The sequence below is a fragment of the Citrobacter sp. C5_2 genome (assembly GCF_014596845.2).
Taxonomy (GTDB): Bacteria; Pseudomonadota; Gammaproteobacteria; order Enterobacterales; family Enterobacteriaceae; genus Citrobacter; species Citrobacter werkmanii.
Genome location: NZ_CP115032.1, coordinates 3,454,708 through 3,477,633 on the forward strand (window position 1 = coordinate 3,454,708; position 22,926 = coordinate 3,477,633).

21 protein-coding genes and 1 pseudogene are annotated in these 22,926 nt (G+C 54.6%); 10 read left to right on the plus strand and 12 right to left on the minus strand.

Annotated elements, in window-relative coordinates; all coding sequences use genetic code 11:
* Window positions 1-100: 100 nt before the first annotated feature.
* The 3 genes and pseudogenes from ICA20_RS16915 (at window position 101) to ICA20_RS16925 (ending at window position 2,919) form a co-directional block, all read left to right on the plus strand.
* Window positions 101-211: pseudogene (locus ICA20_RS16915) on the plus strand (hypothetical protein).
* Window positions 212-414: 203 nt separating this feature from the next.
* The gene (locus ICA20_RS16920) at window positions 415-1,698 is read left to right on the plus strand and encodes a citrate synthase (protein ID WP_006685463.1); all 1,284 of its coding nucleotides are present in this window, start codon (window positions 415-417) and stop codon (window positions 1,696-1,698) included.
* Window positions 1,699-1,872: 174 nt separating this feature from the next.
* Window positions 1,873-2,919: an AbrB family transcriptional regulator gene (locus tag ICA20_RS16925; protein ID WP_038638880.1), complete on the plus strand. Its 1,047-nt coding sequence runs from the start codon at window positions 1,873-1,875 to the stop codon at window positions 2,917-2,919.
* On the opposite strand, the gene nei is transcribed toward ICA20_RS16925, so the two are convergent.
* Genes nei through ybgI form a run of 8 tightly spaced genes read right to left on the minus strand, consistent with a single transcriptional unit; the run spans window position 2,916 to window position 9,208 of the window.
* Window positions 2,916-3,707 carry an endonuclease VIII gene (gene nei, locus ICA20_RS16930; RefSeq protein WP_038638879.1) on the minus strand — a complete coding sequence of 264 codons (792 nt, stop codon included), beginning with the start codon at window positions 3,705-3,707 and terminating at the stop codon, window positions 2,916-2,918. The genes ICA20_RS16925 and nei overlap by 4 nt on opposite strands.
* Before the next feature lie 14 nt (window positions 3,708-3,721).
* Window positions 3,722-4,366 carry a pyroglutamyl-peptidase I gene (gene pcp, locus ICA20_RS16935; RefSeq protein WP_038638875.1) on the minus strand — a complete coding sequence of 215 codons (645 nt, stop codon included), beginning with the start codon at window positions 4,364-4,366 and terminating at the stop codon, window positions 3,722-3,724.
* A gap of 9 nt (window positions 4,367-4,375) precedes the next feature.
* Window positions 4,376-5,371: a DUF979 domain-containing protein gene (locus tag ICA20_RS16940; protein WP_038638872.1), complete on the minus strand. Its 996-nt coding sequence runs from the start codon at window positions 5,369-5,371 to the stop codon at window positions 4,376-4,378.
* Window positions 5,368-6,090, minus strand: coding sequence for a DUF969 domain-containing protein (locus ICA20_RS16945; protein ID WP_003831395.1), 723 nt, complete (start codon window positions 6,088-6,090; stop codon window positions 5,368-5,370). The genes ICA20_RS16940 and ICA20_RS16945 overlap by 4 nt, the downstream gene beginning before the upstream one ends.
* 52 nt (window positions 6,091-6,142) lie before the next feature.
* On the minus strand, window positions 6,143-6,877 hold the full coding sequence (gene pxpA, locus ICA20_RS16950) for a 5-oxoprolinase subunit PxpA (protein WP_038638868.1): 735 nt from the start codon (window positions 6,875-6,877) through the stop codon (window positions 6,143-6,145).
* On the minus strand, window positions 6,867-7,799 hold the full coding sequence (pxpC, locus tag ICA20_RS16955) for a 5-oxoprolinase subunit PxpC (RefSeq protein WP_038638865.1): 933 nt from the start codon (window positions 7,797-7,799) through the stop codon (window positions 6,867-6,869). The genes pxpA and pxpC overlap by 11 nt, the downstream gene beginning before the upstream one ends.
* On the minus strand, window positions 7,793-8,449 hold the full coding sequence (gene pxpB, locus ICA20_RS16960) for a 5-oxoprolinase subunit PxpB (RefSeq protein ID WP_038638862.1): 657 nt from the start codon (window positions 8,447-8,449) through the stop codon (window positions 7,793-7,795). Before pxpB ends, pxpC begins: the two co-directional genes overlap by 7 nt.
* 15 nt (window positions 8,450-8,464) lie before the next feature.
* On the minus strand, window positions 8,465-9,208 hold the full coding sequence (gene ybgI / locus ICA20_RS16965) for a radiation resistance protein YbgI (protein ID WP_016152273.1): 744 nt from the start codon (window positions 9,206-9,208) through the stop codon (window positions 8,465-8,467).
* A gap of 289 nt (window positions 9,209-9,497) precedes the next feature.
* Here ybgI and dtpD point away from each other — a divergent pair, with 289 nt between their 5' ends.
* Window positions 9,498-10,979, plus strand: a complete 1,482-nt coding sequence (dtpD, locus tag ICA20_RS16970; protein WP_038638859.1) for a dipeptide permease DtpD — start codon at window positions 9,498-9,500, stop codon at window positions 10,977-10,979.
* A gap of 50 nt (window positions 10,980-11,029) precedes the next feature.
* On the opposite strand, the gene ICA20_RS16975 is transcribed toward dtpD, so the two are convergent.
* The 4 genes from ICA20_RS16975 to ICA20_RS16990 all read right to left on the minus strand — a co-directional run bounded on the left by ICA20_RS16975 (window position 11,030) and on the right by ICA20_RS16990 (window position 14,816).
* Complete coding sequence (locus ICA20_RS16975) at window positions 11,030-11,968, minus strand: Rpn family recombination-promoting nuclease/putative transposase (protein ID WP_038638856.1); 939 nt, start codon at window positions 11,966-11,968, stop codon at window positions 11,030-11,032.
* 161 nt (window positions 11,969-12,129) lie between these two features.
* Entirely contained in the window at window positions 12,130-13,548 is a 1,419-nt protein-coding gene (gene phrB, locus ICA20_RS16980) for a deoxyribodipyrimidine photo-lyase (protein WP_038638854.1), read from the minus strand.
* 20 nt (window positions 13,549-13,568) lie between these two features.
* Window positions 13,569-14,522, minus strand: a complete 954-nt coding sequence (locus tag ICA20_RS16985; protein ID WP_038638852.1) for a 2-thiouracil desulfurase family protein — start codon at window positions 14,520-14,522, stop codon at window positions 13,569-13,571.
* Between the two features lie 87 nt (window positions 14,523-14,609).
* Window positions 14,610-14,816 carry a YbfA family protein gene (locus tag ICA20_RS16990; protein ID WP_003022870.1) on the minus strand — a complete coding sequence of 69 codons (207 nt, stop codon included), beginning with the start codon at window positions 14,814-14,816 and terminating at the stop codon, window positions 14,610-14,612.
* Between the two features lie 308 nt (window positions 14,817-15,124).
* Here ICA20_RS16990 and kdpF point away from each other — a divergent pair, with 308 nt between their 5' ends.
* From kdpF to kdpE, 6 genes are read left to right on the plus strand one after another with little or no spacing between them, the layout of a single operon-like run.
* Window positions 15,125-15,214, plus strand: coding sequence for a K(+)-transporting ATPase subunit F (gene kdpF, locus ICA20_RS16995; RefSeq protein WP_077949339.1), 90 nt, complete (start codon window positions 15,125-15,127; stop codon window positions 15,212-15,214).
* Entirely contained in the window at window positions 15,214-16,893 is a 1,680-nt protein-coding gene (kdpA, locus tag ICA20_RS17000; RefSeq protein WP_038638846.1) for a potassium-transporting ATPase subunit KdpA, read from the plus strand. Before kdpF ends, kdpA begins: the two co-directional genes overlap by 1 nt.
* A 20-nt stretch (window positions 16,894-16,913) precedes the next feature.
* A complete protein-coding gene (gene kdpB / locus ICA20_RS17005) occupies window positions 16,914-18,962 on the plus strand; it encodes a potassium-transporting ATPase subunit KdpB (protein ID WP_038638844.1) in 2,049 nt (682 codons plus the stop codon).
* 8 nt (window positions 18,963-18,970) lie between these two features.
* Window positions 18,971-19,537, plus strand: a complete 567-nt coding sequence (kdpC, locus tag ICA20_RS17010) for a potassium-transporting ATPase subunit KdpC (RefSeq protein ID WP_038638841.1) — start codon at window positions 18,971-18,973, stop codon at window positions 19,535-19,537.
* 10 nt (window positions 19,538-19,547) lie between these two features.
* Window positions 19,548-22,232: a two-component system sensor histidine kinase KdpD gene (gene kdpD, locus ICA20_RS17015; RefSeq protein WP_038638838.1), complete on the plus strand. Its 2,685-nt coding sequence runs from the start codon at window positions 19,548-19,550 to the stop codon at window positions 22,230-22,232.
* A complete protein-coding gene (gene kdpE / locus ICA20_RS17020; RefSeq protein WP_038638835.1) occupies window positions 22,229-22,906 on the plus strand; it encodes a two-component system response regulator KdpE in 678 nt (225 codons plus the stop codon). Before kdpD ends, kdpE begins: the two co-directional genes overlap by 4 nt.
* The last annotated feature ends 20 nt before the right edge of the window (window positions 22,907-22,926 follow it).

Below are 22,926 nucleotides of genomic sequence, written 5' to 3' on the forward strand. Positions count from 1 at the left end.
GTGACATAGGTCACGATAACAACATTATTTTAATTTTTAATCATCTGATTTGACAATCATTAAACAAAGTTGTTACAAACGACACCAGAAAAAGCATATAATGCGTAAAAGTTATGGGGTCACTCTTTCACCGGAGATTTAGTTATGTAACAGTGTGGAAGTATTGACCAATACCTTCAGGACAGTTATTAGTGATAGACAGGTTAAATAATTCGGATTGCTAAGTTGTTGATTTGTTACTATTTCACCATGAGTTAACTGATTTACCTGCAAGCGCCCATTGCTCTGTACCCTGGTTTTCGCCTCTATCGCAGAGCGGCGAGCCGAATAAAAAACTGGTAACGGTTGATTGATGTATCGAAAACAAGTCTGACTTCCGCAGTCTTAAGTAATAAGGCGCTAAGGAGACCGTAAATGGCTGATACTAAAGCAAAAATCACTCTAAATGGTGACGCTGCTATTGAACTGGATGTGCTGAAAGGTACGCTCGGTCAAGATGTTATTGATATTCGTAGCCTTGGCTCAAAGGGGATGTTTACTTTTGACCCAGGTTTCACCTCTACCGCATCCTGCGAATCCAAAATTACGTTCATCGATGGTGATGAAGGCATTTTGCTGCATCGCGGCTTCCCGATTGACCAGTTGGCGACCGAGTCCAACTATCTGGAAGTGTGTTATATCCTGCTGTACGGCGAAAAACCGACGCAGGAGGAGTACGACGAGTTCAAAACCACGGTCACTCGCCATACCATGATTCACGAGCAGATCACGCGTCTGTTCCACGGTTTCCGCCGCGACTCTCACCCGATGGCCGTTATGTGCGGTGTCACCGGGGCGCTGGCTGCGTTCTATCACGATTCTCTGGACGTAAATAATGCGCGTCACCGTGAAATCGCCGCCTTCCGCCTGCTGTCCAAAATGCCAACCATGGCAGCGATGTGTTACAAATACTCCATCGGCCAGCCGTTCGTTTACCCGCGCAATGATCTCTCCTACGCCGGTAACTTCCTGAACATGATGTTCTCCACGCCGTGCGAAAAATACGAAGTTAATCCAATCCTGGAACGCGCCATGGACCGTATCCTGATCCTGCACGCTGACCACGAACAGAACGCCTCGACCTCTACCGTACGTACCGCAGGTTCTTCTGGCGCGAACCCGTTTGCCTGCATCGCGGCTGGTATTGCTTCCCTGTGGGGACCGGCACACGGCGGCGCCAACGAAGCTGCGCTGAAAATGCTGGAAGAAATCAGCTCAGTTAAACACATTCCGGAATTTGTTCGCCGCGCGAAAGACAAGAATGATTCTTTCCGCCTGATGGGCTTTGGTCACCGTGTTTACAAAAACTATGACCCGCGCGCCACCGTGATGCGTGAAACCTGCCATGAAGTGCTGAAAGAGCTGGGCACCAAAGATGATCTGCTGGAAGTGGCAATGGAGCTTGAGCACATTGCGCTCAACGACCCGTACTTCATCGAGAAGAAACTCTACCCGAACGTCGACTTCTACTCTGGCATCATTCTGAAAGCGATGGGCATTCCGTCCTCCATGTTCACTGTGATCTTCGCTATGGCGCGTACCGTTGGCTGGATTGCACACTGGAATGAAATGCACACCGACGGCATGAAAATCGCTCGTCCTCGTCAGCTATATACCGGCTACGACAAGCGCGACTTTAAGTCTGATATTAAGCGTTAATTGTCTGCCGGACAGCGCTCTCGCCTGTCCGGCCTACTCCCTTGAATCTTCCAGGCCGGACAGGGTGTTAATGCCGCTGTCCGGTCTGTTTATTCTTGACCCACATTATTTTATTCTCATCACGTTTTCTCTATGATTTACTGAGATCTTCCTCATTTCACTCAGGAGCATGGGATGCCTGTTTTGCAGTGGAGCCTGCTATTTCTGCTATCACTCCTTCTTTCCCTGTTCTTTCTGTTGATACATCTTCCAGGCGCATTGCTGCTCGGCTCGATGATTGTCGGTATCATTTTCAGTATGCGTGGGATCTCCCTGCAGCCTCCCCGCTGCACATTTCTTGCCGCTCAGGCCATTCTCGGCTGCATGATTGCGCAAAACCTCACCGGATCCATTTTAACGACACTTGCGGCACACTGGCCGATGGTGATTGTCATCCTGCTGGCAACCCTGATTAGCAGCGCGGTGATCGGCTGGCTGCTGGTTCGCTACAGCAATCTACCGGGGAACACCGGCGCGTGGGGGTCATCACCTGGCGGGGCAGCCGCGATGGTTGCGATGGCGCAGGATTATGGCGCTGACATCCGGCTGGTGGCGTTTATGCAGTATTTGCGCGTACTGTTGGTGGTCGGCGCTGCCGCGCTGGTCACCCGATTTGTCATGGGCGAACAGGCACAAACGGTCGGCCAGCAAATCGTCTGGTTTCCACCGCTGAGTCTTAATCTGTTAAGTACCATACTGCTGGCCGCAGTTGCTGGTGTGGCCGGGCGCTTACTGCGTATCCCCTCCGGCGTGATGTTACTGCCCATGCTGGCGGGCGCATTGCTAAACGCAGGCGGTATAATGGTGATTGAACTGCCGGAATGGCTACTGGCGATAGCGTATATGGCGATTGGCTGGCAAATCGGTCTTGGCTTTGACAAACAGATCTTTTTAATGGCGCTGCGGCCACTGCCGCAAATACTGTTGTCCATTTTTTCACTGATGGCGATTTGTGCGGCGATGGCCTGGGGGCTGGCGCATTATATGCAAATCGACTTTCTCACCGCCTATCTGGCGACCAGCCCTGGCGGAGTCGATTCCGTCGCGGTAATTGCCGCTGGCAGCCACGCCGATATGGCGCTAATCATGGCGATGCAAACCCTGCGGCTGTTCAGTATTTTATTGACCGGTCCGGCGGTGGCGCGTTTTATTTCAGCACATGCGCCAAGACAGCCCACCTAATGCTGGCAGCCCGGACACCAGTAAAAAGGTCGCGAGGAAAGTGTCGTTTTCTCGATGATGCCGCCACAGCGCTCACAGGCTTCGCCATCCCGATGAAAGACCTTAAAGCGAAACAACGCGCCGTGGTGCTTATTGTCATCGACCTGGCCGCGAGTGTTATACGACAGGCGAGGAATATCAAGTAGCGCTTGCGCCAGCGCATCCAACTGTTCATCGCTAAGCTGTGACGCTTTATGCTGACCGGTCAACCCCACCTGCCAGAGAATTTCTACCCGCAGATAGTTACCTAGTCCCGCCAGAAATGCCTGATCCAACAGCAGACCGGAAAACTGGCGATTGCGAAAACGTGATGACAGCAGACGCGTTTTTACCTCTGCGGCCGTTAAACGCAAATCCAGCACGTCCGGTCCAACCCGTTGCAGAAATGGATGGGTGGTGAGCTGCTCTGGCGTCAGCATTTCGATGTCAGACGCGCTATACAGCAGGATAGTTTTATCCTCGGTTTGCAGCCTGACGCGCAGCACCCGCGTGGTTTGCGGAATGTTGCCGGTATCGACCACTCTCCACACGCCGTAAAGCTGATTGTGACTATACAGCGTCAGGCCATTGGAAAAATGGGTCAGTAAGGCTTTACCCCGCGTCTCAAGCTGGGTAACACTCTGCCCGATGAGTTGGGATTGATACGGTTTTAACTGCTCAAAGGCAAACCAGACATCCGTCAGGGGTTTACCTTTGACTGCCGCCTCCAGGGTATCCGCCGCGCGGCGGATCTCCGGGCCTTCAGGCATAATACTGTCCTTTGTTAATGTGTTGCGCCGCCTGTCACCGCGATATCGCTTTCCAACTGCAATGCGGTGGCAATCGCGACCTCCAGCGCCCGACGTACTGTTTCCGCCGCCATACTTGGCGCACCGGGGTGCTGCGCGGCCTGTTGTGGCAGATAAGGAATATGAATAAAACCGCCCTTCACTGCCGGCACGTCGCGTAATTTATGCAGCAGGCCATACATCACGTGGTTACACACGAAGGTACCCGCCGTCTGAGAAACCGAGGCCGGAATTCCCGCGTTGCGCATGGCGACAACCATCGCTTTGATCGGCAATGTGCTGAACCACGCCGCAGGGCCATCGGCCACAATCGGTACATCAATCGGCTGTTGCCCCTGATTATCCGCAATACGCGCATCGTCAACATTGATCGCTACGCGCTCCACGGTGATATCCGTTCGGCCACCCGCCTGCCCGACCGCCAGCACCAGCGATGGCGACAATGCGTCAATCGCGGCATTGAGTACGGAGAGAGACTCGCCAAAGACGCACGGCAACTGGCGGGCAACGACACGGCATCCATCGATGATAGCATTGTCGAGACCCGAGACCACTTCCCAGGAAGGGTTAACTGACTCGCCGCCAAAGGGTTCAAATCCCGTGATGAGTACTGTTTTCATCCTTCCTCCTTACAGGAACATCAGGAAATACATCAGAAAAACGTTAACCAACAGCAGCAGTATGCCGGTTGGCACCTGCGCTTTAATCACCGCGTTTTTGTCTGGTAGCTCCAGCAGCGCCGCAGGCACAATATTGAAGTTCGCCGCCATTGGCGTCATCAATGTTCCGCAATAGCCGGAGAACATACCAATCGCCGCCATCACCGCCGGGTTACCACCGTGTTGCAGTACGAGGATCGGAATACCGATTCCCGCGGTCACGATCGGGAAAGCGGCAAACGCATTGCCCATCACCATCGTCAACAAGGCCATACCAATGGTGTACACCGCCACCGCGATAAAACGGCTATCCACCGCCAGATATTCCTGGGTCAGATATGAAATGCCGCTGCCGACGCCCGCCGCAGTGAACAACAGTCCGAGCGTGGCCAGGATCTGCGGCAGGATGAATGCCCAACCGATGGAGTCCAGCAGTCGGCGTGCCTCCTGAATCGGCTGATGCACCCGCTCATGGGTCATTTTGATCGCCATCGCCAGACCAATCAACGAACCTGCGGTCATCGAAAAGAGCGTCACCAGCGTGGCATGATTACCCGGCCCAAACAGCGCATCCTGTAAACCCGGAATATGGTTGAACATCAGTACGCCAATAACGGTTACCACCGGGATCGCCAGCGCCGGGAAAAACAGGCGATTACCCAGACGACTGGCGCTCTCTTCGCGCTGTTGCTGCGTTCGTTGATGGTAGCTTCCCAGCTTTACGCCGCCGAAACCGGCGATCAGGGCCAGTATGACCACCGCGACGCCGACGGCAATATGCACCGCGCGTTTATCGCCAAACAGCGAGTATGTCCAGTCGCCAAGCAGAAAGAGAACGCCGTACAGGCCCCAAAACAGACCGGTAGTTAAGCGACGCGGGTTAGCCTTATCCCGCCAGGACATCAGCGCCACAATCAGTAATACCGCGCCTGCCAGCCAGTAGAGATAGCTTTGCTGAAAATTCATTTCGCTTCCCCTTTCGCTGCGGCATTCGCTTTCGCCACTTCACGCTGCAAATAGCTATCCAGCCGCCACAGACGCGTGCCGTGGATCAGGAAGGCGCAAATTGCCGTCGGGATCCCCCACAGGGCGATATGCAGCGGTTCGGTCTGGATCCCGCCCGATTCCAGCATAAAATTGTGCATGAATATGATGGCACCGAAGGCAACAAAGATATCTTCACCGAAAAACAGCCCAACGTTATCAGTCGCGGCAGACATGGCGCGCAGACGATAACGAACCGCGCCCGGTATCTCACCGTGGTTTTTCTCGGCGGCCCCTTCCGCCATTGGCGCCAGCAGCGGACGCACCATCTGCGGATGTCCCCCCAGGCTGGTCAGTCCTAAGGCGGCGGTCGCCTCACGAATAAACAGATAGACAATGAGCAGACGGCCGCTGGTGGCGCTGCGGATTTTGGCAATCCACGCCTGAGCGCGCTCTTTGAGTCCGTGACGCTCCAGCAGACCAATAACCGCCAGGGGGATCAGCAGGATAAACGGCAGGTTGCGGGTGTTGAGAAATCCCTCACCCAGCTTTTCCAGAATGGTAGCGATTGGCATATGCGCCGCCAGTCCGGTGACGATCCCGGCAATAATGACCACCAATACCGGGTTAAAACGTAAAAGAAATCCGACCACAATGACGGCGATACCCGTCAATGGCCAGAGAGAAATGACCTCTCCCATAATTAAATCCCTTATGTTGTTGTGTAATATATTATTGTTTTCTATGAAAAAATTATGCGCTAATTTGAATATTGCATGCTTCGAATGCGCTGCGCAAGCGACGGGCAAAAGCGAGTGCGTGCTCGCCATCCCCATGAATGCATACCGTCTGGGCCGTCACGTTCGCCCATGTTCCGCTTTGGCTTTTTACTCTACCGGATAGCACCATTTCTAGCGTTTGCGCCAGCGCCTGCTCTTCATCCTCAATCAATGCGCCAGGCTGGCTACGCGGAACCAGACTGCCGTCAGCCTGGTAACCCCGATCGGCAAAAACCTCCTGACGCGTCACCAGGCCATAATGTTCCCCGGCGCGAATCAGTTCGCTTCCCGCCAGCCCCACCAGAACCAGCGAGGGATCGCAGGCATGCACCGCTTTCGCAATCGCATCCGCCAACTGTGGATCTTTTGCCGCCTGGTTATAAAGCATACCGTGGGGTTTCACATGACGCATCACGCCGCCTTCCGCGCGCGTAATGGCTGCCAGCGCGCCAATTTGATACAGCGTCTGCGCATAAACCGTTTCCACAGGCAGAGTCATGGCGCTACGGCCAAAATTCTCCCGATCCGGAAAGCTCGGATGTGCGCCTACCGCCACGCCATTTTTTAGCGCTTCACGCACGCTTAAAAGCATGGTTTGCGCATCACCGGCGTGAAATCCACAGGCGATATTAGCTGACGACACCAGTTGCAGCAGCGCTGCATCGTTAGCACAGCCCTCACCGAGGTCTGCGTTGAGATCAATTTTCATTATTAAGTCGCCATGTTAACTGTTGCAGGTAACGCTGCTGATCGTGGCGCGCCTTAAGCGCTTCCTCCAGCGAACACTGCACAAAATGAATCGGCTGACCGAGCGGGATCTGCGCCAGATGGTACATATCCGCTTCGATGATACAGGCGATGCGCGGATAACCGCCCGTCGTCTGGGCATCGTTCATCAGCACGATCGGTTGACCATTATGCGGAACCTGCACCACGCCGGGGAGTAAGCCATGCGACAGCAACTCGCGATCGGTCATACGCGTCAACGGCTGCCCCTGCAGGCGATAGCCCATCCGGTTGCTTTGCGGGCTAAGCTGCCACGGCGAACGCCAGAAAGACGCCTGCGAGACCTCGTCAAATTCCTGGTATTCAGGCCCAGGCAGCGCGCGAATGTGGTTTCCCCACATCAGCTGTTTTACCCCCTGAGGTCCGCTGAATTGCCGGGTAGATGCCCCAATCGCCAGCCGATCGCCATCACGCAGCAGACGCCCCTCCAGCCCGCCAATGCCGACTTTAAGATCGGTGCTGCGCGAGCCCATGACTTCGGGAACATCAAATCCGCCCGCAACCGCCAGATAACTACGCATACCATGATGTGGACGTTTTAGCGTCAGTCGCTGTCCCGCTTTCACCGGCAGTCGCCACCCACTCCACACAGGAGCACGATCCAGATGCGCTTCGCATCCGGCGCCGGTCAGGGCAAACCAACCATCAGCTTCAAATTCGACTACCAGTTGCCCCAGCGTGATTTCCAGCGCAGCGGCATTCGCATCATTTCCCACCAGCAGGTTAGCAACGTTTAACGCCGGTTTATCCAGCGCGCCGCAGTGGCTGATGCCGGATTGACGAAAATTGTGGCGTCCGCCGTCCTGGACCGAGGTGTACATGCCCGCACGAATGATGTTTAACATACCCCCTCCTTCTGCGGAACAAAACGCACGGTATCCCCAGCGCGCAACAGGATCGGCTCTTCTCGTTTTGGATCAAATAACGACACGGAGGTACGCCCAATCAATTGCCATCCGCCGGGCGTGGCAAGCGGATAGACCCCCGTTTGCGATCCACCGATACCTACAGAACCTGCCGGAACAAGCAGACGCGGTTCTGACCGTCTGGGGGTATGGAGTGGTTCAGGTAAGCTCCCCAGATAGGGGAACCCTGGCTGAAAACCAATAAACCACACCACATAGTCAACTGACGCATGAAGTTCAACAACCTGCTTGTCGCTTAATCCACTGTGCCGGGCGACCTCTGCCAGATCGGGACCAAACTCACCGCCATAAGTCACGGGAATTTCAATAAAACGCGAATCCGGTTCCAGCGCTTCGCTCTCTTCCCACCAGCGCTGCAGGCGTTCAATCGCATCCAGCGCCAGCGTTTGTGGGTCACGCAAGATCACCGTGATATTGTTCATTCCTGGAATCGCTTCACGTACATTCGGAGCATCAACCAGACGCTGGGCCAGACGCCAGATACGTTTTTGAGTCGCCAGCGTAATGGGCGGTTCCAGTTCCAGAACTACCGCAGTCTCACCTAACAGATAACAACGCGCTCGCTGCACTTTGGTCCCTCTTTATTACGCTGGGTTAGGAATATCAATAAAAGTGACATCCAGATCGGTATTTTCATTCAGCCATTCGCTTAATGCGCGAATCCCGCCCCGTTCGGTCGCATGGTGACCGGCAGCATAAAAATGCAGCCCCTGTTCGCGGGCAGAGTGAATGGTTTGCTCTGAAACCTCACCGGTGATAAAGGCATCGACGCCAAACCGGGCTGCGCTATCAATGAAGCTTTGACCGCCCCCCGTACACCACGCGACGCGTTGCACCTTTTCCGGCCCGGTATCACCGCACCATAACGGTTTACGGCCCAGACGCGCTTCAATCCACGACGCCAGCTCCAGCCCTGGAACCGGCATAGAGAGTTCACCCCACGGTACCAGCGGCTCAATTTCCCCCATCACGGTAATCCCCAATAGCGCGGCAAGCTGCGCGTTATTGCCTAGTTCCGGATGGGCATCCAGCGGCAGATGCCAGCCATACAGGTTAATATCATTTTCCAACAGCGTTTTCAGACGATGGCGCTTCATGCCGCGAATCACCGGAGATTCGCCTTTCCAGAAATAACCGTGATGAACGATGACCGCATCGGCCTGCAGGCGCACCGCCTCGTCCAGCAGCGCCTGGCTTGCGGTCACGCCGGTCACGATTTTATGCACCGTCTCTTTGCCCTCAACCTGCAAACCGTTCGGCGCATAGTCGCTAATGGCGGCGCTGTTCAGTTTGTCATTGATCAGTTGTTCCAGTTCGGTGTTTTTCATCATCGTCCTCGTTGTCATAAGTTCTGCCTGCCCAATCAGCAACACAGCTTAGGTTAAAATAGCGTCCTCGCCTGCGTTCGTCGATAGTCATTTCATTGACACATTAAGAAACAATCACACCACTGTAGAACGTAATTTGCATACCACCACGCGATCTAATTCATGTATATTTATGCAATCAGACAGCATATTGCAAAAATAATCAGATCTGTATCAAAGTTACAACTTTAAGGAAACACGCTCGCACAGCACATTCAACCTGTTGCGAGACATTTACTTCGAGAAAACAATGAATAAACAAGCATCTCAACCGCGGGCGATTTATTACGTTGTCGCGCTACAAATTTGGGAATATTTCAGTTTTTACGGTATGCGTGCGCTGCTGATTCTGTATCTCACTAACCAGCTTAAGTACGACGATAATCACGCTTATGAACTGTTCAGCGCCTACTGCTCGCTGGTCTACGTCACACCCATTCTCGGAGGGTATCTGGCAGATAAAGTGCTCGGCAACCGGATGGCGGTGATGATCGGCACATTTTTGATGGCGGTGGGGCATCTGGTGTTGGGCGCCAGCGAAATGGCCCCGGCATTCCTTTATTTATCGCTAGCGATTATCGTCTGTGGCTACGGTCTGTTTAAATCCAACGTCAGTTGCCTGCTGGGTGAACTGTATCAGCCTGAAGATCCCCGCCGCGACGGTGGATTCTCTCTGCTCTACGCCGCCGGCAACATCGGTTCAATCATTGCCCCGATAGCCTGTGGCTATGTGCAGGAAGAGTACAGTTGGGCGATGGGTTTTGCGCTGGCCGCTATCGGCATGCTGGCAGGGCTGGTGATTTTCTTATGTGGTAATCGCCATTTCGCCCATACCACCGGCGTCAATAAGGCCGTCCTGCGCGCGAAAAAATACATGTTGCCGAACTGGGCCTGGTTGTTAGTTCTGCTGGTTGCCGCCCCACTGCTGATTACTGTCTTGTTCTGGAAAGAGTGGTCCGTGTACGCCCTGATCGTTGCTACTGTTATCGGTCTGGCGGTTCTGGCGAAGATTTACCGCCAGGCGCAAACCCAGAAGCAACGCAAAGAGCTGGGGCTCATCGTCACGCTGACCTTCTTTAGCCTGCTGTTCTGGGCCTTTGCTCAACAGGGCGGTAGCTCAATCAGCCTGTATATCGACCGCTTTGTTAATCGCGACATTATGGGGTATTCCGTACCCACCGCGATGTTCCAGTCGGTTAACGCCTTTGCGGTTATGCTGTGCGGTATCGTGCTGGCATGGGTGGTCAAAGAGAGCGTAGGCGGCAATCGCACCGTACGCATCTGGGGCAAATTTGCCCTTGGTCTCGGTTTAATGAGCGCCGGTTTTTGTATTCTGACCTTAAGCGCCCGCTGGTCCGCCGCTTACGGCCACTCTTCCATGCCGCTGATGGTATTGGGGCTGGCGGTCATGGGCTTTGCGGAACTGTTTATCGACCCGGTGGCAATGTCGCAAATTACCCGCATTGAGATCCCCGGAGTAACCGGTGTATTAACCGGCATTTATATGCTGCTCTCCGGCGCAATCGCCAACTACCTGGCTGGGGTGATCGCCGACCAGACGTCACAAGGTTCGTTTGACGCTGCCGGCGCCATCAACTATTCCATCAATGCCTATATCGACGTCTTTAGCGAAATTACCTGGGGCGCACTGGCCTGTGTGGTACTGGTGCTGCTGATTTGGCTGTACCAGTCGCTGAAATTCAGAAACCGTGCGTTAGCGGTAGAGTCCTGAGTGTACAGGCCCGATGATGTGATAAGATTCGGGCCTGTTTTTTCAGGTAATTATGCATGAATTGCTGCGAGTTCCTCTTCAGTAAGACCTGTAACCAGTAGCACCATTGTGCGATCTATACCTTGCTCCAGCATGGTTTGCGCTATACGTAATGCGGCTTCTTGTTTACCCTGCTGTAATCCCTGCTGTAATCCCTGCTGTAATCCCTGCTGTAACCCTTCCTGTAATCCATCTAACCGTAACCGCTCTGCAATAGTCATCAGCCTCTCCTTATGTTGGGGGATCCGTTGCGCTATCTCCTGCATAAATTCATTAAAACGAGATTCGTCGCCAGATTGTAGGATGTAATTAAACATCGCCTGTAATTGCGTGTCATTAGCGCATCCAGTAAGTAGCAACGTGGCCAGTTGCTCTACCAGCCCCAGCAAATCCCGCTGACGGATATGTTTTTGCATTAATTCCAGCAGCGCCATTCGTCTGTGAGCCATGATCTCATCATCGGGTACCACCGTTATGTCTACCAACGGAAATGCGCTGGAATAAAGCTGTCTTGCCGCCACGGGGTCAGCAAAGGCATCCAGCCAGCACAATGAGTACGGATAGGGGCTTCGACAGCCATGATAAAAGAGCATCGGTATCACCAGAGGCAGTTCCTTATGCCCTGCGTCCAGATGACGCTGCATCGCCGCCATCGCATAACGCAACAGACGAAAAGCCATATGCGGCTCAGCTGAACTTTGATGCTCTATCACCACATAGACATAACCGTCACCGTTGCGTGTGTGCAAAGACCAGAGCACGTCGGAGTAGCGCGAACGTAAATCTGCTTCAATAAAGCTTTCTGACTCCAGCTTCAGCGAATTCAAATCGCAAAGCATCCGCAGTTCAGTTGGCAGGTGAATGTCGAGAAAATCCCGCGCCGTTTCGGGATGATGTAAAAACGTTTTAAATACCGCGTCGTGCGGTGTGGAGGTTGTTGGCATTGTCATCAAGTTCCATCACCCGAATGAAGATGACGGAACTTTACTGCCAGATAAAAGCATCTGCATCAGGGCATTAACAACCTTGCGCGCACACTTCAGCGCTAAACGCGCCCAACTGCAACAAATTCATTTTGCTGGAAGTCATTACGCAGAAATCCACCCTGCCTTTACCCTTTTCGCGCCGCCTCATATGCCGCCAGCGTAGCCAGTCTGGCCTGCTTATGATCGACAATCGGGCGAGGATAGTTGAGCGTCACCTGCGCTTTTTCCGCCCACGACCACGGCTCATGGATGGCTTTACCCGGCACATCGCGCAATTCCGGCAGCCACTGGCGGATAAACTCACCGTCACGGTCAAATTTTTCGCCCTGCGTCGTGGGGTTAAATATGCGGAAATACGGTGCGGCATCGGTTCCGGTGGATGCGGCCCACTGCCAGCCGCCGTTATTGGCCGCCAGGTCGCCATCGATCAGTTGCGACATGAAATACTGCTCCCCTTTACGCCAGTCGATCAGCAGGTCTTTTACTAAAAAACTGGCCGTAATCATGCGTAAACGATTATGCATCCAGCCCGTGGCGTTGAGCTGACGCATCGCCGCATCCACAATCGGGTAACCCGTTTGACCCGTTTGCCAGGCCTGCAAATGCGTCGGGTTATTCTGCCATTGCACGCGATCGGTCCAGCGGATAAAGGGTTGATACCGACACAGCGCCGGATGATACGTCATCAGATGACGATAAAATTCACGCCAGATAAGCTCGTTCAGCCAGACGCTGCCCGCCCCGCCCTCAAGCGCCTGCGGCTGCTCTGCGAGCAGTCGATTCAGGCATTGGCGCGGCGATAACCCGCCTGTCGCCAGGCTTGCGGATAATCGACTGGTCCCGTCAATCGCGGGAAAATCACGCTGCTGTTCGTATTTTCCCGCAGCCTGCTGGCAAAACTGGCGTAATTGCGCGATGGCCAATTTTTCCTCTGCCACAAACCTTTGGGCATCAAAATCTTGCTGCGGATAGCTCAGCGTTATTGATGTTAACGGTGCGTCAAGAGCGCCGCTTTCTCGCATTTTTGGCGCGCTCACACATTCTGGAATACCGTCTTTAATCCGCTTCAGCCAGGCATTTTTAAACGGCGTGAACACTTTATACATCTCATGATTGCCGGTCATCACCGCTCCAGGAGGCAGGATCACGCTGTCATCAAACCCTTCGCACACCACCTGGGGTAATGATTTCTCTACGTTTGCATCACGCTGTCGTTCGTTTATTTCATATTGATAGTTATAAAATAATCGACTGACGTCATGCTGCAGGCAGACACGTTTGACGGTGTCCACGCTGGCCGCAAAATCAGCCACTTCATGAAACAGTAAAGGGATGCCTTTTTCTGCCAGCGCCGTTTGTAACGCATTCAACTGCGCGTTGACAAATGCCGCCTGACGCGGGGCCATATCGTGGGCCTTCCACTGCCCGGGGGTAGATATATATAACGCCAGCACCTGCGCAGAACGATCCCGACAAGCCGCCGCCAGCGCGAGGTTGTCGTGCAGACGTAAATCACGCCGAAACCAGACCAAATGGGTGGTCATAACACTCCTGAAGAAAAAAATTAACGCCCGTAGCGCAAACGCAGAGCCTCTGGCCAGGGATTGAAATAGCGCTGCCCGGAAAGATAAGCATCCGGGTATTCCGCCATATAGTGTTTGAGTAATGTTATTGGCGCAAGCAGCGGTTGAGTCGCACGTCGATAACTGTCAATGAGAGAGGCCAGCTCTTGTCGCTGACGAGAATTTAATTGCGTACGAAAATACCCTTGGACATGCATCAGCACGTTGGTATGGTTGCGCCGGGAGGGAAGATGCGCCAGCAAACTCATCAGCCTTAAGCGATACTCGACAAAATAGGCCTGCAAATCTTGCCATTCGCCAATCGCCGCGACAAAACGCCCGAGAGCGAGATAGTCCGGCTGGGAATGGGCCAACAGTAATAGCTTGTAACGACTGTGATAATCGATTAATGCGCCGCGCGTTAACCCTTGCTGGCGGATACTGTTGAGCTCGTGCAAAGCATAAATACGCTCAACAAAATTTTCCCGAATCTGCGGGTCGTTCAAACGCCCGTCCTCTTCCACGGGAAGCCAGGGTAACGTCGACATCAGCACAGACGTAAAGATCCCTCGTCCGGCTTTACGGTTGTTTTTGCCTTCCGCGTCGTAGACTCGCACCCGTTCCATACCGCAACTGGGTGATTTCGCACAGACGATATAGCCGCACAAATGCACCAGACGATCGCTTTGTCGCTGACTAAAAGCCGTCATTGCGTCGGTCAAATCCCCCTCGCGCTTATCACTAAAACGCAGGGAGACAGCCTCGCCCTCTTTGACCAGATGCAGCGCAGGTCGTGGGACCGGTAACCCGATCCCCATTTCAGGGCATACGGGTTCAAACGCGACCCACGGCGACAGGTCTTCTACAGCAAAGGCCAGGCGCTTATGCCCTCCATCATAGCGAACCGCTTCCCCCAACAGACAGGCACTGATACCAACAGGGATTTTCTCGCTCATGATCGCTCCTTTTCATTCCTGAGATAAGTGTAGCTATCATGAGCAAAAAAGCCGCTGATATCAGCGGCTTTTAGGATTCATAAATTATCAATAGAAATCGCAGGTGGCTTTTTCAGCCTGCTCCATCCACACCGGCTTATCACTGGTTTTAGACCAGACGCGATGCAGGTAGCTGTAAAAACGGGCACGGTCTTTCCAGAACAGCATGACCGGCAGCGCCAGTACGCCCGCCACTACGGCAAAGGTACGGCGTAAGAAAACAATGTGTGCTGGATATTCTTTATAAAAGTCCATAATCCTCTCCCATATAACTGTTCGGTGAATCGCACCGGAAAAATAAAGTTGGTTAACTGATGAAAATAATACCGCCTTGTGTGTAATTTTACTACTCATCCGACCACTTATTTTTATCTATTTATGCCCCGTTTAGCTTAAAACCGTAATTAAGTTACATAAAAGTTAAATTAATACTAACCATTAGTTAAATAATGGTCTTTGCCATTTTTATACTTTTTTTACACCCCGCCCGCCGATTTTTGCGAAATCTTTGCAAGCAAAAACCTACGCTCTGGTTATCACATTTATGCCACTGGAGGTGCACTGTGAGTGCAGGCGTGATAACCGGCATTGGGCTGGTCTTTTTATTATTAGGTTACCTTGTGTATGCCCTGATTAATGCGGAGGCGTTCTGATGGCGGCTCAAGGTTTTTTACTCATTGCCAGTTTCTTGCTGGTGCTGTTTGTCATCGCCAGACCGCTAGGGTTTGGGCTGGCCCGACTCATCAATAATACGTCCCTACCGGGCCTCGCTGGCGTGGAGAGTGTGCTCTGGCGTGGTCTGGGCATTTCGCAACAGGAGATGAACTGGCGGCAGTATCTGCTGGCAATCCTCGCGCTCAATGTACTGGGCCTGCTGGTCCTGTTTTCGATGCTGATGGCGCAAAACCTGCTGCCGCTGAATCCTCAGCAGCTTCCAGGACTTTCATGGCATCTGGCGCTCAACACCGCGGTGAGTTTTGTCACCAATACCAACTGGCAATCTTATGCCGGTGAAACCACTTTAAGCTACTTCAGCCAGATGGCTGGGTTGACCGTGCAGAACTTCCTGTCCGCGGCGACCGGTATTGCGGTGATTTTTGCCCTGACGCGTGCCTTTACGCGCCAGAGCATGGATACGCTGGGTAATGCCTGGGTCGATCTGGTTCGTATTACGCTGTGGATCCTCGTGCCGATTGCGCTGCTCATCGCCCTGTTTTTTATTCAACAAGGCGCGCTGCAAAACGTATTGCCCTATCAGCCCATCACGACGCTTGAAGGGGTGAAACAGTTGCTGCCGATGGGACCTGTCGCTTCGCAGGAAGCGATTAAGATGCTCGGCACCAACGGGGGCGGTTTCTTTAACGCTAACTCAGCACATCCGTTTGAAAACCCAACCGCGCTGACCAACCTGGTACAGATGCTGGCTATTTTCTTAATTCCTACTGCGCTGTGTTTTGCATTTGGCGATGTGGTGGGCGATCGTCGTCAGGGCCGGACCCTGTTATGGGCCATGTCGCTCATTTTTGTCATCTGCGTAGCCGTCGTGATGTGGGCCGAAGTTCAGGGCAACCCGCATCTGATGCAGTTAGGTGCAGATAGCAATATCAACATGGAGGGCAAAGAGAGCCGCTTTGGCGTACTGGTCAGCAGTCTGTTTGCGGTCGTCACAACGGCGGCATCCTGTGGCGCAGTGATTGCGATGCATGACTCTTTTACCGCACTCGGTGGAATGGTGCCGATGTGGCTGATGCAAATTGGCGAAGTGGTCTTCGGCGGTGTGGGTTCAGGTCTGTACGGCATGCTGCTGTTCGTATTGCTGGCTGTGTTCATCGCCGGGCTGATGATTGGCCGAACACCGGAATACCTGGGTAAGAAAATCGACGTGCGTGAAATGAAAATGACCGCGCTGGCGATTCTGGTCACCCCTGCGCTGGTCCTGCTTGGCACAGCAATAGCAATGATGACCGATGCCGGGCGCAGCGCCATGCTCAACCCGGGTCCACATGGGTTTAGTGAAGTGCTGTATGCCGTGTCATCTGCTGCGAACAACAACGGTAGCGCCTTTGCCGGATTAAGCGCCAATAGCCCGTTCTGGAACTGCCTGCTGGCGCTGTGCATGTTCTTTGGTCGCTTCGGCGTGATCGTACCCGTGATGGCTATTGCCGGGTCGCTGGTCAGTAAAAAGATCCAGCCTGCCAGCCCTGGCACGCTACCCACCCACGGCGCGCTGTTTGTCGGGTTGTTAATCGGTACGGTGTTACTGGTTGGCGCTCTCACCTTTGTTCCTGCCCTGGCCCTTGGCCCGGTCGCAGAATACCTGTCATTACACTGAGTGATGCGGAGCACATTACTATGAGTCGCAAGCAACTGGCGCTGTTCGAACCTTCTCTGGTCGCACAGGCGCTGATGGATGCCGTGAAAAAATTAAGCCCACATACCCAATGGCGTAATCCGGTGATGTTTCTCGTCTGGCTGGGCAGCCTGTTGACCACGCTGTTAACGCTGGCGATGGCAACAGGTTATATGCCAGGCAATCCGTGGTTTACCGGCGCGATAAGTCTGTGGCTGTGGATCACCGTCCTGTTCGCTAACTTTGCCGAAGCGCTGGCTGAGGGGCGCAGTAAAGCACAGGCGAACAGTCTGAAAGGGGTGAAAAAAACCGCCTTTGCCCGCAAACTTCGCGAACCAAAATACGGCTCGGCCATGGATCACGTCCCTGCCGATGATCTCCGTAAAGGCGATATTGTGCTGGTGGAAGCTGGCGATATTATCCCGTGTGACGGCGAGGTGATCGAAGGTGGCGCATCGGTAGACGAAAGCGCGATTACCGGTGAGTCTGCGCCGGTCATTCGTGAATCCGGTGGCGATTTTGCCTCGGTCACCGGCGGGACCCGCATCCTCTCCGACTGGCTGGTGATCGAATGCAGTGTAAACCCCGGCGAAACATTCCTCGACCGGATGATCGCCATGGTCGAAGGCGCGCAGCGGCGTAAAACCCCCAATGAAATCGCCCTGACGATCCTGCTGATTGCCCTGACTATCGTCTTTCTGTTGGCGACCGCCACGCTATGGCCGTTTTCCGCCTGGGGCGGCAGCGCAGTCAGCGTCACAGTACTGGTTGCCCTGCTCGTTTGTCTGATCCCCACCACCATCGGCGGTCTGCTTTCTGCCATTGGCGTGGCCGGGATGAGCCGTATGCTGGGCGCGAACGTCATTGCTACCAGCGGACGAGCGGTCGAAGCCGCGGGTGACGTGGACGTCCTGCTGCTGGATAAAACCGGCACTATTACGCTGGGTAACCGTCAGGCTTCAGATTTTCTGCCTGCCCAGGGCGTGGACGAAAAAACGCTGGCCGATGCCGCACAGCTTTCATCGCTGGCCGATGAAACACCGGAAGGCCGCAGCATCGTTATTCTGGCAAAACAGCGCTTTAATCTGCGTATTCGCGACGTGCAATCGCTGCACGCGACCTTTGTGCCGTTTACCGCGCAAAGCCGGATGAGCGGTATCAACATCGACAACCGTATGATCCGCAAAGGTTCGGTCGATGCCATTCGTCGTCACGTTGAAGCCAACGGCGGTCACTTCCCGGTCGATGTCGAGCAGAAGGTCGACAACGTCGCTCGCCTTGGCGCTACGCCGCTGGTGGTAGCCGAAGGCTCCCGCGTACTGGGCGTGATAGCCCTGAAAGATATTGTGAAAGGCGGGATCAAAGAACGTTTTGCCCAACTGCGCAAAATGGGGATCAAAACGGTGATGATAACCGGCGATAACCGCCTGACCGCCGCCGCGATCGCCGCAGAAGCCGGGGTGGATGATTTCTTAGCGGAGGCCACGCCGGAAGCCAAGCTGGCGCTGATTCGTCAGTATCAGGCGGAAGGCCGTCTGGTGGCGATGACCGGCGACGGAACCAACGACGCCCCGGCACTGGCGCAGGCGGATGTCGCGGTCGCTATGAACTCCGGGACCCAGGCGGCGAAGGAAGCTGGCAACATGGTGGATCTCGATTCCAACCCCACCAAACTGATTGAAGTGGTGCACATTGGGAAACAGATGCTGATGACGCGCGGCTCGCTGACCACCTTCAGTATCGCCAATGACGTGGCAAAGTATTTCGCCATTATCCCGGCCGCGTTCGCCGCCACCTATCCGCAGCTCAATGCGCTTAACGTCATGGGACTGCATTCGCCGGATTCAGCGATCCTCAGCGCGGTTATCTTTAATGCGCTAATCATCATTTTTCTGATCCCACTGGCGCTTAAAGGCGTGAGCTACAAGCCGTTATCCGCATCTGCAATGTTGCGCCGTAATTTGTGGATCTACGGTCTGGGCGGTCTGGTGGTGCCATTTATTGGTATTAAAGCGATTGATTTACTGCTGACCCTGCTGGGTCTGGTGTGAGGTTTCAGATGAGTGGATTACGTCCTGCATTATCAACATTGATTTTCCTGATGCTTATTACCGGCGGGGCTTACCCGCTGCTGACCACCGCGCTGGGGCAGTGGTGGTTTCCCCACCAGGCTAACGGCTCGTTGATCCGCGAAGATCAGGTTGTTCGCGGCTCTGAGCTTATTGGGCAACATTTTACCGCCGCCGGTTATTTTCAGGGGCGTCCGTCTGCGACGGCGGAAATGCCCTATAATCCCATGGCTTCTGGCGGCAGTAACCTGGCCGTCAGCAACCCGGAACTGGATAAACAGTTGCAAAGCAGGATTGCCGCGCTGCGTGCAGCCAATCCACAGGCTAATCCTGCCGTTCCGCTAGAACTGGTAACCGCGTCGGCCAGCGGGCTGGATAACAACCTGACGCCCGCCGCGGTGGCCTGGCAAATTCCTCGCGTGGCGCAGGCCCGCAACCTCAGCGTTGAAGAGGTGTCGCGCCTGGTTGCACAATACACGCAAAAGCCGCTGGTCAGTTTTATCGGCCAGCCGGTGGTGAACCTGGTGGAACTTAATTTAGCGCTGGATAAGCACTGAGAAAAAGGACATGCATAGCGACCCCTTACGTCCCGACCCCGATCGCCTGTTGGAGCAGACCACCGCCCCACACCGCGGAAAACTAAAAATATTCTTCGGCGCCTGCGCGGGCGTCGGGAAAACCTGGGCCATGCTAACGGAAGCCCAGCGGCTGCGGGCGCAGGGGTTAGATGTGCTGATTGGCGTGGTGGAAACCCACGGACGCAAAGAGACCGCCGCGCTGCTGGACGGTCTCAGTATCCTGCCGCTAAAGCGACATGCGCGTCATGGTCGTCACATCAACGAGTTCGATCTTGATGCCGCGCTGGCCCGCCGTCCGGCGCTCATTTTAATGGATGAACTGGCGCACAGTAATGCGCCAGGCTCACGCCATCCAAAGCGCTGGCAGGATATTGAAGAGTTGCTGGAAGCCGGTATCGACGTCTTTACCACCGTTAACGTCCAGCATCTGGAAAGTCTCAATGATGTGGTCAGCGGCGTCACTGGTATTCAGGTGCGCGAAACCGTCCCCGATCCTTTTTTCGATGCCGCTGACGATGTGGTGCTGGTCGATCTTCCCCCCGATGATTTGCGCCAGCGCCTGAACGAAGGCAAGGTCTATATCGCTGGTCAGGCGGAAAGAGCCATCGAGCATTTCTTTCGCAAAGGTAATTTGATCGCGCTGCGCGAGCTGGCCTTGCGACGCACGGCCGATCGGGTGGACGATCAAATGCGCGCCTGGCGCGGGCGTCCAGGGGAAGAAAAAGTCTGGCATACCCGCGACGCCGTTTTGCTGTGCATTGGGCACAACACCGGCAGCGAAAAACTGGTGCGCGCCGCCGCGCGACTGGCGGCGCGTCTCGGCAGCGTCTGGCATGCGGTGTATGTCGAAACGCCGGCGCTGCACCGACTCCCCGAAAAACAGCGGCGCGCGATCTTAAGCGCACTGCGATTGGCCCAGGAGCTGGGCGCGGAAACCGCCACGCTTTCCGATCCTGCTGAAGATAAAGCGGTAATCCGCTACGCCCGCGAGCATAATCTGGGAAAAATTGTGCTCGGGCGTCCGACAACGCGTCGCTGGTGGCGCAGCGATTCCTTTGCCGACAAACTGGCCCATCGCGCACCGGATCTCGACCTGATGATTGTCGCGTTGGACGAACCGCCTTCACGCCCGACGCTACCCACTCCGGATAGCCGCACCTTTAAAGATAAATGGCGGGTACAAATTCAGGGTTGTGTGGTTGCCGTCGCGCTATGCGCCATCATTACGCTGATCGCGATGCAGTGGCTGATGGCTTTTGATGCCGCTAACCTGGTAATGCTCTATTTACTGGGTGTGGTGGTTATCGCCCTCTTCTACGGACGCTGGCCATCCGTACTGGCAACCTTTATTAACGTCGCCAGCTTCGATCTCTTCTTTATTGCCCCGCGTGGGACGCTGGCCGTTTCCGACGTTCAGTACCTGCTTACTTTTGCAGTAATGCTAACGGTCGGGCTGGTTATCGGTAATCTGACCGCCGGCGTCCGTTATCAGGCGCGGGTGGCGCGCTATCGGGAACAGCGTACGCGTCATCTGTATGAGATGTCGAAAGCGTTAGCCGTTGGACGGAGCCAGCAGGATATCGCCGCGACCAGTGAACAGTTCATCGCCTCAACGTTTCAGGCCCGCAGTCAGGTTTTATTACCTGATGAACACGGTAAGCTGGCTCCCCTCACCCATCAACAGGGCATGACGCCATGGGACGATGCCATTGCCCAATGGAGTTTTGACAAAGGGCAACCGGCTGGCGCGGGCACGGATACCTTACCGGGCGTACCGTACCAAATCTTACCGCTAAAAAGCGCCGATAAAACGCATGGGCTACTGGTAGTGGAACCGGGAAATCTGCGTCAGTTGATGATCCCCGAGCAGCAGCGCCTGCTGGAAACCTTTACCCTGTTGGTCGCCAGTGCGCTGGAACGTCTGACCCTGACCGCCAGCGAAGAGCAGGCCCGGTTTGCCAGCGAGCGTGAAAGCATTCGCAATGCGTTGCTTGCCGCCCTGTCCCACGATTTGCGCACGCCGCTGACGGTGCTGTTCGGTCAGGCAGAGATTTTAACGCTGGATCTGGCCAGTGAAGGTTCGCCGCATGCGCGCCAGGCCAGTGAGATTCGCCAGCACGTGCTGAATACCACCCGACTGGTTAATAATCTGTTGGATATGGCGCGAATTCAGTCTGGCGGCTTTAATCTTAAGAAGGAGTGGTTAACGCTGGAAGAGGTGGTGGGCAGCGCCCTGCAGATGCTGGAGCCAGGACTCTCTGCTCCGATTAACCTGTCGTTACCCGAACCGTTGACGCTGATCCATGTCGATGGCCCGCTTTTTGAACGGGTGTTGATCAACCTGCTGGAGAACGCCGTAAAATACGCGGGTCCGCAGGCACAAATCGGCATTGACGCCAGCGTCGATGGCGAGCACCTGCTACTGGACGTCTGGGATAATGGACCGGGTATTCCGTCGGGTATGGAACAGCGCGTTTTTGACAAATTTTCCAGAGGAAATAAAGAGTCATCGGTACCCGGCGTGGGGTTGGGACTGGCCATTTGTCAGGCGATTGTGGACGTGCACGGCGGCAGCATTTCCGCCCATAATCGTGCCCAGGGGGGGGCATGTTTCCGTGTTACACTACCCCAGGAGATCCCCCCTGAACTTGAAGATTTTCATGAGGATATGTGACAAACGTACTGATTGTTGAAGATGAACAGGCCATTCGCCGCTTTCTGCGCACTGCGCTGGAAGCCGATGGCCTGCGTGTATATGAAGCGGAAACGCTACAACGTGGTTTGCTGGAAGCCGCCACGCGAAAACCCGATCTCATCATTCTCGATCTCGGCCTGCCAGACGGCGACGGCATTGATTTTATTCGCGACCTGCGGCAATGGAGCGCAATCCCGGTAATTGTGCTTTCAGCCCGCAGCGAAGAGAGCGATAAAATCGCCGCGCTGGATGCCGGCGCCGATGACTATCTCAGTAAACCCTTCGGTATTGGCGAGCTACAGGCGCGATTGCGCGTGGCATTGCGTCGCCACGCCAGCGGCGCGTCTCCCGAACCGGTGGTGCATTTTTCCAACGTAAAAGTGGATATCGCCGCCCGCCTCGTACACCGTGGTGACGAGGAAATCCATCTGACGCCGATTGAGTTTCGCCTGTTAGCGGTACTGCTGAATAATGCCGGGAAGGTACTGACGCAACGCCAGCTGTTGAACCAGGTCTGGGGGCCGAACGCCGTTGAGCACAGCCATTATCTGCGAATTTATATGGGACACCTGCGCCAGAAACTGGAGCGGGACCCGGCTCGTCCACGTCATTTTCTGACCGAAACCGGGATTGGCTATCGGTTTATGCCGTAAGTCTAGTCGAATAAAAAAGC

Excerpts from the sequence above, each read along its gene's own strand:
- kdpC (WP_038638841.1), top strand. The coding sequence starts at position 18,971 with ATGAGTGGATTACGTCCTGCATTATCAACATTGATTTTCCTGATGCTT.
- ICA20_RS16945 (WP_003831395.1), bottom strand. The coding sequence starts at position 6,090 with ATGGGAGAGGTCATTTCTCTCTGGCCATTGACGGGTATCGCCGTCATT.
- kdpB (WP_038638844.1), top strand. The coding sequence starts at position 16,914 with ATGAGTCGCAAGCAACTGGCGCTGTTCGAACCTTCTCTGGTCGCACAG.
- ICA20_RS16940 (WP_038638872.1), bottom strand. The coding sequence starts at position 5,371 with ATGAATTTTCAGCAAAGCTATCTCTACTGGCTGGCAGGCGCGGTATTA.
- ICA20_RS16990 (WP_003022870.1), bottom strand. The coding sequence starts at position 14,816 with ATGGACTTTTATAAAGAATATCCAGCACACATTGTTTTCTTACGCCGT.
- nei (WP_038638879.1), bottom strand. The coding sequence starts at position 3,707 with ATGCCTGAAGGCCCGGAGATCCGCCGCGCGGCGGATACCCTGGAGGCG.
- pcp (WP_038638875.1), bottom strand. The coding sequence starts at position 4,366 with ATGAAAACAGTACTCATCACGGGATTTGAACCCTTTGGCGGCGAGTCA.
- dtpD (WP_038638859.1), top strand. The coding sequence starts at position 9,498 with ATGAATAAACAAGCATCTCAACCGCGGGCGATTTATTACGTTGTCGCG.
- ICA20_RS16920 (WP_006685463.1), top strand. The coding sequence starts at position 415 with ATGGCTGATACTAAAGCAAAAATCACTCTAAATGGTGACGCTGCTATT.
- phrB (WP_038638854.1), bottom strand. The coding sequence starts at position 13,548 with ATGACCACCCATTTGGTCTGGTTTCGGCGTGATTTACGTCTGCACGAC.
- ybgI (WP_016152273.1), bottom strand. The coding sequence starts at position 9,208 with ATGAAAAACACCGAACTGGAACAACTGATCAATGACAAACTGAACAGC.
- ICA20_RS16985 (WP_038638852.1), bottom strand. The coding sequence starts at position 14,522 with ATGAGCGAGAAAATCCCTGTTGGTATCAGTGCCTGTCTGTTGGGGGAA.
- kdpD (WP_038638838.1), top strand. The coding sequence starts at position 19,548 with ATGCATAGCGACCCCTTACGTCCCGACCCCGATCGCCTGTTGGAGCAG.
- ICA20_RS16925 (WP_038638880.1), top strand. The coding sequence starts at position 1,873 with ATGCCTGTTTTGCAGTGGAGCCTGCTATTTCTGCTATCACTCCTTCTT.
- pxpC (WP_038638865.1), bottom strand. The coding sequence starts at position 7,799 with ATGTTAAACATCATTCGTGCGGGCATGTACACCTCGGTCCAGGACGGC.
- pxpA (WP_038638868.1), bottom strand. The coding sequence starts at position 6,877 with ATGAAAATTGATCTCAACGCAGACCTCGGTGAGGGCTGTGCTAACGAT.
- ICA20_RS16975 (WP_038638856.1), bottom strand. The coding sequence starts at position 11,968 with ATGACAATGCCAACAACCTCCACACCGCACGACGCGGTATTTAAAACG.
- kdpA (WP_038638846.1), top strand. The coding sequence starts at position 15,214 with ATGGCGGCTCAAGGTTTTTTACTCATTGCCAGTTTCTTGCTGGTGCTG.